The 14,288-nt window shown below is 60.0% G+C and carries 13 protein-coding genes; 5 read left to right on the top strand and 8 right to left on the bottom strand.

The features are described 5' to 3' along the window. Positions 1-182 precede the first annotated feature (182 nt). Together ettA and AB6803_RS04275 are read right to left on the bottom strand one after the other, a co-directional pair. Positions 183-1,832, bottom strand: coding sequence for an energy-dependent translational throttle protein EttA (ettA, locus tag AB6803_RS04280; RefSeq protein WP_012651839.1), 1,650 nt, complete (start codon positions 1,830-1,832; stop codon positions 183-185). Between the two features lie 127 nt (positions 1,833-1,959). Continuing rightward, positions 1,960-2,706, bottom strand: coding sequence for a ribonuclease (locus tag AB6803_RS04275; protein ID WP_371107725.1), 747 nt, complete (start codon positions 2,704-2,706; stop codon positions 1,960-1,962). A 165-nt stretch (positions 2,707-2,871) separates the two neighbouring features. Here AB6803_RS04275 and AB6803_RS04270 point away from each other — a divergent pair, with 165 nt between their 5' ends. From AB6803_RS04270 to AB6803_RS04255, 4 genes are read left to right on the top strand one after another with little or no spacing between them, the layout of a single operon-like run. Further along, complete coding sequence (locus AB6803_RS04270) at positions 2,872-3,804, top strand: alpha/beta fold hydrolase (protein WP_371107724.1); 933 nt, start codon at positions 2,872-2,874, stop codon at positions 3,802-3,804. A gap of 18 nt (positions 3,805-3,822) precedes the next feature. Then, entirely contained in the window at positions 3,823-4,782 is a 960-nt protein-coding gene (locus AB6803_RS04265) for a DMT family transporter (protein WP_371107723.1), read from the top strand. Between the two features lie 17 nt (positions 4,783-4,799). Beyond that, complete coding sequence (locus AB6803_RS04260) at positions 4,800-6,002, top strand: CaiB/BaiF CoA transferase family protein (protein WP_371107722.1); 1,203 nt, start codon at positions 4,800-4,802, stop codon at positions 6,000-6,002. Further along, positions 5,999-7,657 carry a thiamine pyrophosphate-binding protein gene (locus AB6803_RS04255; RefSeq protein WP_371107721.1) on the top strand — a complete coding sequence of 553 codons (1,659 nt, stop codon included), beginning with the start codon at positions 5,999-6,001 and terminating at the stop codon, positions 7,655-7,657. Before AB6803_RS04260 ends, AB6803_RS04255 begins: the two co-directional genes overlap by 4 nt. A 52-nt stretch (positions 7,658-7,709) precedes the next feature. On the opposite strand, the gene AB6803_RS04250 is transcribed toward AB6803_RS04255, so the two are convergent. From AB6803_RS04250 to AB6803_RS04240, 3 genes are all read right to left on the bottom strand, one after another. Then, the gene (locus AB6803_RS04250; RefSeq protein ID WP_047455750.1) at positions 7,710-8,054 is read right to left on the bottom strand and encodes a RidA family protein; all 345 of its coding nucleotides are present in this window, start codon (positions 8,052-8,054) and stop codon (positions 7,710-7,712) included. A gap of 94 nt (positions 8,055-8,148) precedes the next feature. After that, on the bottom strand, positions 8,149-8,487 hold the full coding sequence (locus tag AB6803_RS04245; RefSeq protein ID WP_007694084.1) for a TIGR01244 family sulfur transferase: 339 nt from the start codon (positions 8,485-8,487) through the stop codon (positions 8,149-8,151). A 72-nt stretch (positions 8,488-8,559) separates the two neighbouring features. Next, positions 8,560-9,399, bottom strand: a complete 840-nt coding sequence (locus tag AB6803_RS04240) for a DUF4432 family protein (RefSeq protein WP_371107720.1) — start codon at positions 9,397-9,399, stop codon at positions 8,560-8,562. A gap of 226 nt (positions 9,400-9,625) precedes the next feature. Between AB6803_RS04240 and AB6803_RS04235 the strand changes: the two genes are divergently transcribed. Beyond that, the gene (locus AB6803_RS04235; protein WP_371107719.1) at positions 9,626-11,053 is read left to right on the top strand and encodes a L,D-transpeptidase; all 1,428 of its coding nucleotides are present in this window, start codon (positions 9,626-9,628) and stop codon (positions 11,051-11,053) included. A 142-nt stretch (positions 11,054-11,195) separates the two neighbouring features. Here the strand turns inward: AB6803_RS04235 and AB6803_RS04230 are convergent, their stop codons facing one another. The 3 genes from AB6803_RS04230 to AB6803_RS04220 form a co-directional block, all read right to left on the bottom strand. Continuing rightward, positions 11,196-11,588: a hypothetical protein gene (locus AB6803_RS04230; protein ID WP_371107718.1), complete on the bottom strand. Its 393-nt coding sequence runs from the start codon at positions 11,586-11,588 to the stop codon at positions 11,196-11,198. A 93-nt stretch (positions 11,589-11,681) separates the two neighbouring features. Further along, complete coding sequence (locus AB6803_RS04225) at positions 11,682-12,830, bottom strand: iron-containing alcohol dehydrogenase (RefSeq protein WP_371107717.1); 1,149 nt, start codon at positions 12,828-12,830, stop codon at positions 11,682-11,684. Next, positions 12,827-14,212, bottom strand: a complete 1,386-nt coding sequence (locus tag AB6803_RS04220) for an aldehyde dehydrogenase family protein (RefSeq protein ID WP_371107716.1) — start codon at positions 14,210-14,212, stop codon at positions 12,827-12,829. The genes AB6803_RS04225 and AB6803_RS04220 overlap by 4 nt, the downstream gene beginning before the upstream one ends. Positions 14,213-14,288: the final 76 nt, after the last annotated feature.

The raw sequence follows: 14,288 nt of genomic DNA, 5'->3' as shown, positions 1-14,288 counted from the left end.
TCAAGATATAAAGATATCTTTATGTAATTTCGCCGCAATCTGCAAGAGCCAATTCACAGCCGGACACATTCGGACGTCGGAAATCTGTTAGTATCTGTCGGCGGAGGAATACGCATTTTCCTCGCCTGGACAAAGAAAACCCCGGACAAGCCGGGGTTCTCGATGTCGGGAAAGCAGCGAGCTTATCGTGTCAGGCGCTTGTAGGTCACGCGGCTCGGGTTGATGCTGTCAACGCCGAGACGGCGCATCTTGTCCTGTTCGTAGTCTTCGAAGTTGCCTTCGAACCATTCGACATGGCTATCGCCTTCGAAGGCGAGGATGTGCGTGGCCAGGCGGTCGAGGAACATGCGATCGTGGCTGATGATCACGGCGCAGCCGGCGAAGTTTTCGAGCGCGATCTCGAGCGCACCAAGCGTTTCGGTGTCAAGGTCGTTGGTCGGTTCGTCGAGCAGCAGCACGTTGCCGCCAGCCTTCAGCATCTTGGCAAGATGTACGCGGTTGCGCTGACCACCGGAGAGGTTGCCGACCTTCTGCTGCTGATCACCGCCCTTGAAGTTGAACGTCGCGCAATAAGCTCTCGAGTTCATTTCATACTTGCCGAGCTTGATGACTTCGGCACCGCCGGAGATTTCCTCCCAGACGGTCTTGCTGCCATCGAGCGCGTCACGGCTCTGGTCGACATAGCCGAGATGAACGCTGTCGCCGATGCGGATAGAACCGCTATCCGGCTTTTCCTGGCCGGTAATCATGCGGAAAAGCGTCGTCTTGCCGGCGCCGTTAGGACCGATGACGCCGACGATGCCGCCCGGCGGCAACTTCAGCGACAGACCTTCGATCAGCATCCGGTCGCCATAACCCTTATTGATGCCTTCCATTTCGATGACCACCTGGCCGAGACGCTCGCCAACCGGAATGATGATCTGCGCATCGCCGGGACGCTGGTTCTCGGCAGCATCGACCAGCTCGTCATAGGCGCGGATACGGGCCTTGGACTTCGACTGACGCGCCTTCGGGCTGGAAGCGATCCATTCCTGTTCGCGGGCGATCGCCTTCTGGCGGCCGGCCTCTTCGCGACCTTCCTGCTGCATGCGCTTGGCCTTCGCCAGCAGGTAGGAGGAGTAGTTGCCTTCGTAGGGGATGCCGCGGCCGCGGTCGAGTTCAAGGATCCAGCCGGTGACGTTATCCAGGAAGTAGCGATCGTGGGTGATCATCAGCACGGCGCCCGGATAGGCACGCAGATGCTTTTCCAGCCAGGCGATGGTTTCGGCGTCGAGATGGTTGGTCGGTTCGTCGAGCAGTAGCACGTCCGGCTGCGACAGCAGCAGCTTGCACAGTGCCAGACGACGGCGTTCACCGCCGGAGAGATTGGTGACGTCGGCATCGCCCGGAGGGCAGCGGAGCGCGTCCATTGCCATCTCGACCTGGCTTTCTAGGTCCCAGAGATTCTGCGCATCGATGATGTCCTGAAGCTTTGCGCCCTCTTCCGCCGTCTCGTCGGAGTAGTTCATCATCAGTTCGTTGTAGCGATTGAGAACGTCCGTCTTCGCCGCGACGCCTTCCATGACGTTTTCAAGCGCGGTCTTCGCCGGATCAAGCTGCGGCTCCTGCGGCAGGTAGCCGATGGTGGCGCCGTCGGCCAGCCAGGCTTCGCCGGTATATTCCTTGTCGAGGCCGGCCATGATGCGCAGCACGGTCGATTTACCGGCGCCGTTCGGGCCGAGAATACCGATCTTGGCGTCAGGGTAGAAGGAGAGATGGATATTCTCGAGAATTTTCTTGGCGCCATAGGCCTTATTCAGACCGGCCATATGATAAATGAACTGACGTGCCATAGCTTGGGTTACTCCACGGGCGGATAACATTGTGAATTGTGCCGCTATGTAGGCGAAACCCCGCTCTCGGGCAACGGCGAAACCTTGTCCGAGAGCTATTTATCCGCGCCAGAGGGGGCACTAGGCCTTAAAAACCGGCTGCATCCACCACGCCTTGATCGCAGCCGAACGACGTGCGGCCGGCACCCTGGATCAGGTCCGCGAGCCTCGGCTCACTCCCTTGCGAAGGTTGGATGGCGTCTTCGGAGAGGCCTATCGTCAGTTCCGAGATCACCCGCACCTTGCCGACACGACGGCAGCTCATCTTCACCCGGTCGCTGGCACCTTCGCCAAAACTCTTGTCGAAAGCGGCTTTGATCGTATCGGCGTCGAGCGTCTTACCGATATTCTGCACAAAGAGATCGCGCACGGCGGACGCATTGAGTTCATCGATCAAACCGGCGGCTCCACCGAAATAATCATCGGCGCTGAGTTTGGTGCAGGTACCGTGCTTGATCCATTCATGCCGTTCCAGACCAGATTGCGTGCCCGGCATGACCTTATCCAGAGCAGCCTTGGTGTCTGCGGACAGTTCGACAGCTGGCAGATCCTTCCAGTCGCTGCTGCGATCGGCCTGCTTCAGATCGTCGGAAACGTCGCAATATTCCTGCCGCATCGGCCAGAGGCCATGCAGCGAGAAATTCTTTGCATCATGATTAGCGGATGACTGGTTCTGGCATTCCGCCTTCTTCTGGTTCGTCTGGCAGAATGCCGGCTCCCAGCTTGCCGCTAAAATAAACCGGGTCCGGCCCCGGCTGTTCTCCTGCGCCATCGCACTTGTTGCCATCACCGCCGACAGAACCGCGACGACACACCCGCGAACCCAATGCCTCATTCTACGCCTCCAAAAAAGAACAATATGAGAACAAATAAGCAGTTTGATCGACCCGGCGCAACCCTGATTCATAGGCGTCGCGGAGATTTATTTCTGTGTGCTTCGCCGACACTCCATTGCAATCCCGGAGGTGATGACCTTTCGTCTCTCTCGGAGGAAATACGCATGTTTGCCGAAACGAGATATCTGGACAGCCCGACGGGTGCGACACTGGCTTATCACCACCTGCCGGCGCGGGATGAAGCGCATGGCGTCCTTCTCATAAGCCACGGTCTTGCCGAACATTCCCGACGCTACGAAGGCTTCGCCGAGGCCATGGCGGCGCGCGGCTTTCATGTCTACGCCCATGATCATCGCGGCCATGGCGAAACGACGGCCGCAGACGCGCCGCTCGGCCGCTTTGCCCGGCAAGATGGCGTTGACGCGGTCATTGCCGACGTCCTGGCGATGCGCGAGCTTGCCGCGGCCGCCCATCCCGACCTGCCGATCATCCTGTTCGGTCATTCCATGGGTGGACTGATCAGCCTGAACGTCGCGGTGACGCATCCCGACAAGTTCGATGCCGTTACGGTCTGGAACTCGAATTTCGACCCCGGTCTCGCCGGGCGCGTGGCGCAGGTCATCCTGAAGACGGAACGCATGCTCAAAGGATCGGACGTGCCGAGCGGGCTATTGCCGAAGCTGACCTTCGGCGTCTGGGGTAAATCGATCGCCGACCGACGCTCCGAATTCGACTGGCTATCGCGCATCCCCGAGGAGGTAGATAAATATATCGCCGATCCGCTCTGCGGCTTCGATGCCTCGGTATCCCTGTGGCTGGATCTCTTCGAACTGACCTTCCGCGCGCCGCAAAAGACCTACCTCGACCAACTCCGGTGCAACATGCCGATCCATCTGGTGGGCGGCGGCCGAGACCCGGCAACGGATAACGGAAAGGCCATGTCCTGGCTGTCAAACCATTTGAAAAAGGCCGGCTTCTCGCATATTAGCCTGACCATCTATCAGGATATGCGTCATGAGACGCTGAACGAGATCGGCGCGGCCACGGCCATTTCCGATTTTGCCGACTGGTGTCGGCAAGTGACGACAAAGGCCTGACCCCTAAGGATTTTTCAAATGAATGCCACCGGCAGTTCCCTGCCCCGTTTTCGCCAATCGGAGCTGACGTTTGGCCTGATGATGATGTTCCTGTCGGTGATCCTATCCCCGATTATCGACATTTTCGCAAAGCTTGCCGCCACCACCATTCCGCCAGCGGAAGTCACCGCCGCGCGCTTCATTTTCCAGTCGCTGTTCGCCTTGCCGATGATGGCGTTACGAGGACAATGGGGACTGTGGTCGCTGCGCCGAAGCGGCGTGCATGCCATTCGTGCAGCGGTGCTGACCCTGTCAATGGTCTCGTTCGTCACGACGCTGCAAGTCATGGAAGTGGCCGACGCTATCGCCATTTTCTTCGTCGAGCCGATAATACTGACCATCCTCAGCAGCATCTTCCTGAAGGAGACCATCGGCTGGCGGCGCTATACAGCCTGCGCTGTCGGTTTCTTCGGCGCAATGCTGATCATTCAGCCGAGCTTCGCGGAGGTCGGTTTTGTCGCACTGTTGCCGGTCGTTACCGCGCTTTGCATCGCCGTCTACGTAATGATCACGCGCGTCGTCTCACATAGCGAGGATGCATGGCCGATGCAGTTCCAGACCGGCATCTGGGGTACGGTCATCTGCCTCATCTCGCTGGCGATCGGCCAGGGCACGGGTTCGTCAATCATCGATCCCGTCGTACCGGACGGCACCGCCATGCTCCATCTGCTGGGCGTCGGCGTGTCTGCCGCTGTCGCCGGCGTCCTCACCATCTATGCATATCGCGCCGCACCGGCCTCGACGCTGGCGCCGCTGCAATATTTCGAGATCGTCTCGGCGACGATCTTCGGCTGGTTGGTCTTCGGCAACTTCCCCGACCTGATCAAATGGGTCGGCATTTTCATCATCATCGCCTCCGGCCTCTATATTCTCTGGCGCGAGCGGCGCTTTGCTTCCAAGCCTGTATCCGATACATCTGAGGTCACTTTCACACCCTAGCCGCCATCCGGATCGACATGACAGCCAACAGCATCAAGAAACCGCCACTCACGGGCATCCGCGTCATCGAATTAGCCCGCGTTCTCGCCGGACCCTGGGCAGGGCAGATGCTGGCCGATCTCGGCGCTGATGTCATCAAGGTGGAAAATCCCGATGGCGGCGATGACACGCGCCAGTGGGGACCGCCCTTCGTCGAAGGCAAGGATGGAGAAAACCTATCCGCCGCCTACTACCATTCCACCAATCGCGGCAAGCGTTCTGTTATCGCCGATCTCAAGACCGAAGAGGGTCAGGATCTGGTTCGCAGGCTGGTTCTGACCGCCGATGTGGTGATCGAGAATTTCAAGCTCGGCGGACTGGTAAAATATGGCCTGGACTATGAGAGCCTGAGAAAGATCAACCCCAAGCTGGTCTATTGCTCGATCACCGGTTTCGGCCAGACCGGTCCCTATGCCGGCCTTGCGGGTTACGACTATATCGTCCAGGGCATGTCCGGCTTCATGTCGATCACCGGCGAGCCCGATGGCCAGCCGATGAAGGCGGGCGTAGCGATCGCCGATATCTTCACCGGCATCTATGCCGTCTCGGCGATTGAAGCAGCACTGATCCATGCGTTGAAGACCGGCGAAGGCCAGCTTGTCGACATGGCGCTGCTCGATGTGCAATCCTCCGTACTCGCCAATCAGAACATGAACTACCTGATCTCCGGCAAGGCGCCGGTGCGCCTCGGCAATGCCCATCCCAATATCTCGCCCTACGAGGTCGTGCCGACCGCTGACGGCTATCTGATCCTTGCTATCGGCAATGACGGGCAATTCCGCCGCCTCTGCGCGATCCTCGGTATCGACGCGCATGCGGACGACGAGCGCTATGCCACCAACAAGGCCCGCGTCGCCCATCGCCACGAGGTCCGCGCCTTCGTCTCGGCAAAAACCCTGACATGGAACAAGGCGGATCTGCTGAAGGCCTGCGAGGCCAATGCCGTGCCTGCCGGCGCCATAAATACGATCGAGGATATGTTCGCGGATCCGCAGATTAAGGCGCGCGGCTTGCGGATCGATCTCGAGGATGCTGTGGGTACCGTCATCCCGAGCGTGCGGACGCCGGTGGTGCTGTCGGAGACGCCGCTGACCTATACGCGGCCGAGCCCGCGCCTTGGCGAACATCAGGAGGAGGTTCTGGCCGAATTGGCGGAACTGGAGGGAAAGGCAAAAGCATGAAACGGACAGGCGGCCAGCTCATCGTCGAAGCCCTGAAGGCAAACGGCGTGCAGCGCATTTCCTGTGTTCCCGGCGAGAGCTTTCTTGCCGTGCTCGACGCTTTACATGACAGCGACATCAAGGTGCTCGTCTGCCGTCAGGAGGGCGGCGCGGCGATGATGGCGGACGCATGGGGGCGCCTCACCGGCGAACCCGGCATTTGCATGGTCACCCGCGGCCCCGGCGCGACCAATGCTTCGGCCGGCCTGCATATCGCCCGGCAGGATTCGATCCCGATGATCCTTTTCATCGGCCAGGTGCAGCGGGACGCCCGCGAGCGCGAAGCCTTTCAGGAAGTGGAATTCCGCCGCGCTTTCACGGAGTTCGCCAAATGGGTCGGCGAGATAGATGACGCCGCCCGCATCCCCGAATTCGTCACCCGCGCCTTCGCCATCGCAACATCGGGCCGGCCCGGGCCAGTCGTCCTGACCCTGCCTGAGGACATGCTGCGCGACGAGGTCGAAGCTCCATATGCCAAGCCCTATACGCCAGTATCAGCCCATCCAGGCAGCGCCCAAATCGATGATCTGCACCAACGTTTGCTCGCGGCCGAGCGGCCACTGGTCATCCTCGGCGGCACGCGCTGGGACGAGGATGCTGTTGCCGCTATCAAGAATTTCGCAGAGCGCTTCAAGCTGCCGGTCGGCTGCTCCTTCCGCCGACAGATGCTGTTCGATCACCTGCATCCGAGCTACGTCGGCGATGTCGGCATCGGCATCAATCCGGCGCTGGCAAAGGAGGTCAGGCAAGCCGACCTGCTGATCCTGCTCGGCGGCCGCTTCTCGGAAATGCCCTCCTCGGGCTATACGCTGATGGACATCCCCTACCCGCAACAGCAGCTCGTCCATATTCATCCCGATCCCTCCGAGCTTGGCCGCGTCTATCGCCCGAATCTGGCGATCTGTGCCAGCCCAGCCGATTTCGTGGCGACCCTGGCCGATCTCGAAGCACCAGCCGAGCCGCGCTGGGCGGAGCGGACGGAGCGCATGCACGCCGCCTACCTCGCCTGGTCGAAGACGCCGGAAACGAGCCCTGGCGCTGTGCATATGGGCCGGATCATGGACTGGATCGAAGCCAACACGGCAGCCGATACGATCTTCACCAACGGTGCCGGCAACTATGCCACCTGGCTGCACCGCTTCCATCGTTTTCGCCGCTTCAACACCCAGGCGGCTCCCGCCTCCGGCTCGATGGGCTACGGCCTGCCGGCAGCGGTTGCCGCCAAGCAGCTCTTTCCGGAGCGCGAAGTGATCTGCTTTGCCGGCGACGGCTGCTTCATGATGCACGGTCAGGAATTCGCGACCGCCGTTCAATATGGTCTGCCGCTGATCGCACTCGTCATCAACAACGGCATGTACGGCACCATCCGCATGCATCAAGAACGGGAATACCCCGGCCGCGTCAGCGCCACGGCGCTGAACAATCCCGACTTCGCGGCCTTGGCCCGCGCCTATGGCGGCCATGGCGAAACAGTGAAGGCGACCGAGGAATTCGGTCCGGCCTTTGAACGGGCGCGTGCCAGCGGTAAGCCGGCGATCATCGAGATCGTGCTCGATCCAGAAGCCATTACGCCGTCACGGACGCTGACGGAAATTTCGCAAGCAAAAGGCCGGTGAGTAGGAGCATATTGCTCCTACTCACCGGCCTTATAAAATGCGTTAGATCGAATTAGTCGATCGCGGCAATGACGATGAACTCGACCTTATACTTCGGTGCAGCGAGCTTGGCTTCGCTGGTGGCGCGAGCCGGGGTGTTGGCCGGATCGACCCAGGCTTCCCAAGCGGCGTTCATTTCGGCGAAGTCGGAGATATCGGAGAGATAGATCAGCGTCTGCAGGATCTTCGACTTGCTGGAGCCGGAAGCGGCCAGCAGGCGATCGACTTCGGCCAGAGCCGACTTGCACTGATCCGTAACGCTTGCACCTTCGCCAACCTGGCCGGCGAGGTAAACAGTGTTGCCGTGGATGACGGCGCCGCTCATGCGGGCTCCGACGTCGATACGCTTGATGCTCATGGTTCTCTCCTGATGTTATCCGGTAACGGGTCACAAACCGGGCGCTGCTCATCAGCAACACCCAAAAGCTCTTCTATGTTCGGGAAGCGGCCGTTCAGCCGCGAATATGATGCGTCTTCTGGTAGATCGCGGTCGAGCGGGCGCCGGAACGGCAATAGCCGAGCATCGGGCGCGGGAATTCGTCGAGTGCGTCGACCATGCCCTGCACGGCCTCTTCGGTCACGCCCATCGGCCCGACAGGCACATGGGTGATTTCGAGGCCAAGCTCCTTGGCACGCGCTTCGATGACGGCAAACGGCGTCTGATCCGGGCTTTCATTGTCCGGGCGATGGCAGACGAGCGACTTGAAACCCAATGCCTTGATCTGGTCGAGATCCTCCAGGCTGATCTGGCCGGAGACCGAGTATTCGTCGTCGATCGGGCGGATATCCATCGTTCGCTTCCTCTATAAAACCGAGGGCTTTGATCTACGCCGCCACAAAGCGAGCGTCAACCGCTGAAGCCCTCAGACGAAGGCAAAGTTGAGCGAGAAACTCCTGGCTTCGCCGGGCTGAAGAATATTGAATTCGCATGCCTCTTCCAGCTCGTCGCGCGACACCCAGCGGTGCGAAACAGGCTCGATGCCGAGGACATGCGCCGGCGCACGCTGATTGCGCCAGACTTGTAGGAACGGCAAGGTCTCCGTGCCGAATCGTACCCTCAGCGACTTGTCGCCGATGGCGGCGATCGGCCCGAGGCTCAGCTCCGACCAATCCTCACCCTTCCCCGCTGCCGGCACGCAGAAAATCCCGCCATGCTCTTCGCCAAAAGTCCAGGGAAAGCCGCCATTCTCCAGCATCTGGCCGGATAGGCGAACGCCGTCATCGAACCATTTACCGCCGACATTCATGTGATACATCAGAAAGACCGGCATCGCTTCGCTGCTGGTGTTGACGACGCGATCCGTCAGCGAAACCTCGCCGGTGGCGCCATCGATCCGCCAATGGCGCTCCAGCCGCGCCGTGCGACCTTCGGCGGTGAGAACATCGACATCGGCACGGCACTCGGCATTGCCGTCCTCGAACCGGGTCCAGAGAATCTTGGCCGGATGCGAGGAGAAGGAGCCGTGCAACGGATAGCGCCTGCCCTCGAAGGCACCTGACATCGGCTGCGGATGACGGATGTGGTCCGGGCCGCAGGTGAAGAGAAAGCCCTCCAGGGAATGATCGATGCGCGGGTCGCCGTCATCGGGAATGGCGCGTCCCGGCGCAAGATTGTTACCGTCGACGACGCAGGCGCCGATATCCAGCACGGAACCCTCATCCAGCGTCAATTTCGGCCCTTTGGCCGCAGCAAAGTCGATCATATCTGGCAATTCTCCCTGGTCGGCGTCTGATGGGCCACCCATCCGAAAGTGGTCCCGAAATGGTGCGCGGCAAGAATAAATGGCGATTTCTCTTACCGAACGTTAACTTGACGCCTTCATCACACAAATTTTTATACTTTATTCAGCATGATAATCTTAAATTCCACACTAGTGTCAAAATTGCCATGTGTGTGTCGGCCAGCCACCATCCGAGGATTCGACTGACGTGAACCGGTTCCTGAAAATAAGCCTTTCTTTGGCCCTGACGGCCACGGCATCCGCTCTCGCATTGACCGATGCGCAGGCGCAGTATTATCGCGGCGGGAGCAACGATGTCGTTCTGGTCACTCCGGACGGGCGAATCCTCGATCAGTATCCAGACCAAGATTATGTGAGAACGCGCGACGGGCGTGGCCGGCGCGTCTTGGTCGACCGCTACGGCAATGTCGTCGCTACGGAGATGCGGGCCAGCACCTATTATCCTCAGGCGCCGGCTCACGACGGCTATAGCGACAATGGTGACGGCGACCGCTATGGCGATACGCAGCTTTCGAGCAATGGTGGTTACCGCGACTATCGGCAGTATCGCGGCGACGGGAGTGACAGCAGCGTCATCACCGGCGGGATTCCTCGCGACAGCTCTATCCAACGGGTGCCGCTCGACGACCAGGCCCAGCCGAATACGAATACGCAACCCCAGCAAGGTCAGACGGCTCCGAGCGGCAATGACTATGCCTCGATCGATCCGCAGCAGACACCCGACGTTCAGACCAAGCCGCCGGCCGAACCCGTCATCACACTGAAGGGCAAGTCGAAGATGGAGATCACGGCGATCGAGGTCTTCCTCGCCCGCCAGGGCATTTCGCCAGGTGCCATCGACGGCCGTATGGGCGCCAATGTCACCAAGGCCATCTACGCCTATCAGCAGATGACCGGCCAGGCGCTTGATCCGAAGGATACGGATTCGATCCTCGAACAACTGCGCCTTTCGGGCGGCATGCCGATCATCAATTACACGATCACGCCCGCCGACGCGGCTGGCCCCTATGTCGCATCGATCCCCGAGGACTATGCCGAAAAGGCCCAGATGCCGTCGCTTGGCTATACCTCGACCACGGAAATGTTGGCCGAACGCTTCCACATGGATGAAGGCTATCTGAAGGAACTCAATCCCGGCGTCGATTTCACCGTCCCGGGCAGCACGATCAAGGTGGTCAATATCGGGGCGACCAAGACCGGCACCGTCGCAAAAATTCTTGCCGACAAGGGTCGTAAGCGGGTTTTCGCCTATGACGCCAACGGCACGCTTATCGCCGCCTATCCCGCCAGCATCGGGTCTGCCGACACTCCTTCGCCATCCGGCACGGTCACCGTCGAGCGCGTCGCCTTCAATCCGGGCTACACCTATAATCCGAAGATCAACTTCAAGCAGGGCGCCAACGACAAGATCCTCGACATTCCGCCCGGCCCGAACGGCCCGGTCGGTGTAGTCTGGATGGCTTTGTCGAAGCCGACCTATGGCATCCACGGTACGCCCGAGCCCTCGAAGATCGGCAAGTCGCAGAGCCACGGCTGCGTGCGCCTGACCAACTGGGACGCCACCGCGCTCGCCAAGATGGTCAAGCCGGGCGTAGTGGTCGAATTCGTCGACTGACAGATCACTGGAAAACAAAAATGCCGCCGGGTGAACTGATCCGGCGGCATTTTTATGGAAGCAGCGCTACAAATTAACACGCAGCGGACATCATCGGTCTAAGTCATCAATGATATCTTGATACAGTCGCAGATGATTGAATTCACTGCCGATAGATCACATAGATCAGGATAAATCCGAACAACACCGCGCCAAGAAATCCACCTAAAATGACGTTGGCGATCGCCCTTCCGCTTATCTTCAAGAAGCGGCCGCACAAGCCGGCAACGATGATAAAAGATACCGTGCCGACAATGCTGGCGACCGTATCCGATATGGCAAAAAGAACCTCAAGCAGCGAGACGATGATGCTGCTGAGGAGCCATGCCAATGCCAGAATTACGGGGCCTTTCCAAATGCTGACATGCGCCAATCGCGCGCCCAGAGCACCGCCACAGGCCGCGCCGATTGCACCTGCGGCGATGATCGCGATTGGCAATCCATCCGCCACCCCAGCAGTTTCCATCGATACCCCTCCCCGAATGAACGGACTCAATACGATTCTGGAGGCTACGGCACTTAGCTCATCAAGCAAACAAAAAGTGCCACGCGAAATCGCGTGGCACGATCGATAGTCAGGCGCAACAACTTAAAAGCAATCGCGGAACAGCGCCTTGGTGTTTTCCAGCGTCATCGGCACGGGATTGCCGCCGGCGCTCGGATCTTCGATCGCCATGGCCGAGAGTTCGTCGATCCGATCCGGCGCGATGCCCATGGCCGAAAGGCTTTCCGGTACACCAAGCTCGGCGCGCAATTGCAACACATAATCGTAGAAACCGTCGAAGCCGCCGGAAATACCGAGATAGGCGGCCGCGCGGGCGATCTTATCTTCTATGGTCTTGCGGTTGAAGCGCAGGACAGCCGGCATGACGACGGCATTGGTCATCCCGTGATGCGTGTTGTAGACAGCGCCGATCGGATGCGACAGGGCGTGAATGGCACCGAGGCCTTTCTGGAAGGCAACGGCGCCCATGGCAGCGGCGCTCATCATGTTGGCACGGGCTTCAAGGTCGGTGCCTTCCTTGTAGGCGCGCGGCAGAAATTCCTTGACGAGCCGCATGCCCTCCAGCGCGATACCGGCCGACATCGGATGATAGAAGGGCGAGGAATAGGCTTCCAGACAATGCGCAAACGCGTCCATGCCGGTGCCGGCAGTGATAACCTTCGGCATGCCGACCGTCAGCTCCGGATCGGCGATGACGACGCCCGGCAGGAACTTCGGGTGGAAGATGATCTTCTTCACATGCGTCTGGGAATTGGTGATGACGCTGGCGCGGCCGACTTCGGAGCCGGTGCCGGCAGTTGTCGGAACGGCAACGATCGGGGCAATGCCCTCGACATTGGCGCGAGTCCACCAGTCGCCGATATCCTCGAAATCCCAGACCGGACGCGTCTGTCCCGCCATGAAGGCGACGCACTTGCCGAGATCGAGACCGGAGCCGCCGCCGAAAGCGACAACGCCATCATGACCGCCATCCTTGAAGGCCTTGACGCCGGCCTCGAGGTTCTTCTCGTTCGGATTGGGGTCCACATCGGCGAAGATGGCGCGGCCGAGACCGGCATCCTCGAGAATATCCAGCGCCGTCTTGGTGATCGCCATCGAGGCAAGTCCCCGGTCAGTGATCAGCAGCGGCTTCTTGATCCCCAGGCTCTTGCAGGCTTCCGCCAGTTCCGTGATCCGGCCGCGACCAAGCTTGAAGGCGGTGGGATAGCTCCAATTGGCTGAGATAGTGCTCATGCTGTTACTTTCTTCAGATGGTAGGATTTCGGGCGCGTCAGATTGTGGAAACCGATGATGGAGAGCGAACCGCCTCGGCCAGTTTCCTTGACGCCGGTCCAGCAGAGTGCCGGATCGAGATAGTCGGCGCGGTTCATGAACACGGTGCCGGTTTCGATGTCGCGGCCGATACGCGAAGCACGCTCGACATCCTTGGTCCAGAGCGACGCCGTCAGGCCATAGGGGCTGTCGTTCATCAGCTCAAGCGCTTCAGCATCGCTCTTCACCTTCATGATCCCCACGGCCGGGCCGAAGGTTTCCTCGCGCATGAAGGTCATGGAGTGATCGACATTGACGAGGATCTGAGGCGCGAGATAGGCACCGCCATCATCGGCCGGGAAAAGCTTGGGATCGACAAGCGCCTTGGCGCCCTTGGCGACGGCATCGGCGATCTGCTCGCGCACCACCTTGGCGAAGCGCTTATGTGCCATTGGCCCAAGCGTGATTTCCGGATCGAGGGGGTTGCCGAGCTTGTAGTTCGACACCCAGGCAACCGACTTCTCGACGAAGGAATCATAGAGCGATTCATGCACATAGATGCGCTCGATGCCGCAGCAGCACTGTCCGGAATTGAAGGTAGCGCCGTCCATCAGCGTGTCGACGGCGACCTCCAGGTCGGCGTCTTCCATGACATAGCCCGGATCCTTGCCGCCCAGTTCGAGGCCGAGGCTGGTGAAAGTGCCCGCGGCAGCACGCTCGATGGAGCGGCCGCCCTCGACCGAACCGGTGAAATTGACGAAATTGAAGCTGCCGGCGGCAATCAGCGCCGAGGTGGTCGCGTGATCGAGAAAAACGTTCTGGAAAACGTCGGCGGGAACGCCGGCCTCCACAAAGGCCTGCACCAGCCGCTCGCCGACCAGAAGCGTCTGGCTGGCATGCTTCAGAATGACGGTATTGCCGGCCATCAATGCCGGAGCGATCGTGTTGATCGCCGTCATGTAAGGATAGTTCCACGGCGCGATGACGAAGACGACGCCATGCGGCTCGCGTTCGATGCGACGCGCGAAATTCGCGCTGTCTTCGACCACCAGCGGCGCCAGCGCATCGGCGGCGATCGAGGCGACATAGTTGGACCGCTCGTTGAAGCCGCGATATTCGCCGCCATACTTGATCGGGCGGCCCATCTGCCAGGAGAGTTCCGGCACGACGACATCGGCCATCTCGTTGAGGCGCGCAACGCCCTTCAGCACCAGCTGAACGCGGTCCTCCAGCGGACGGCGCGCCCAATCCTTCTGCGCTTTGCGGGCGTGGGCCACCACATCCTTGGCAGCCTCAAGCGACAGCGCCGGACGCTCCGCATAAACCTCGCCGTTCACGGGTGATACGCATGTGATCATAGTCATGATCGAAATCCTGTTTTTATAGTCACGAACATATTTTCGACTGGCCGCGAAAAAGGTTCCCGCAAGCCCTGCGCCG

This window comes from Rhizobium sp. RCC_161_2 (assembly GCF_041355235.1).
GTDB lineage: Bacteria > Pseudomonadota > Alphaproteobacteria > Rhizobiales > Rhizobiaceae > Rhizobium.
The sequence above is the reverse complement of the archived record's forward strand: the minus strand, read 5'-3'. Positions and strand labels throughout refer to the sequence as shown.

Excerpts from the sequence above, each read along its gene's own strand:
- AB6803_RS04275 (WP_371107725.1), bottom strand. The coding sequence starts at position 2,706 with ATGAGGCATTGGGTTCGCGGGTGTGTCGTCGCGGTTCTGTCGGCGGTG.
- AB6803_RS04220 (WP_371107716.1), bottom strand. The coding sequence starts at position 14,212 with ATGACTATGATCACATGCGTATCACCCGTGAACGGCGAGGTTTATGCG.
- AB6803_RS04250 (WP_047455750.1), bottom strand. The coding sequence starts at position 8,054 with ATGAGCATCAAGCGTATCGACGTCGGAGCCCGCATGAGCGGCGCCGTC.
- AB6803_RS04245 (WP_007694084.1), bottom strand. The coding sequence starts at position 8,487 with ATGGATATCCGCCCGATCGACGACGAATACTCGGTCTCCGGCCAGATC.
- ettA (WP_012651839.1), bottom strand. The coding sequence starts at position 1,832 with ATGGCACGTCAGTTCATTTATCATATGGCCGGTCTGAATAAGGCCTAT.
- AB6803_RS04260 (WP_371107722.1), top strand. The coding sequence starts at position 4,800 with ATGACAGCCAACAGCATCAAGAAACCGCCACTCACGGGCATCCGCGTC.
- AB6803_RS04265 (WP_371107723.1), top strand. The coding sequence starts at position 3,823 with ATGAATGCCACCGGCAGTTCCCTGCCCCGTTTTCGCCAATCGGAGCTG.
- AB6803_RS04225 (WP_371107717.1), bottom strand. The coding sequence starts at position 12,830 with ATGAGCACTATCTCAGCCAATTGGAGCTATCCCACCGCCTTCAAGCTT.
- AB6803_RS04270 (WP_371107724.1), top strand. The coding sequence starts at position 2,872 with ATGTTTGCCGAAACGAGATATCTGGACAGCCCGACGGGTGCGACACTG.
- AB6803_RS04240 (WP_371107720.1), bottom strand. The coding sequence starts at position 9,399 with ATGATCGACTTTGCTGCGGCCAAAGGGCCGAAATTGACGCTGGATGAG.
- AB6803_RS04255 (WP_371107721.1), top strand. The coding sequence starts at position 5,999 with ATGAAACGGACAGGCGGCCAGCTCATCGTCGAAGCCCTGAAGGCAAAC.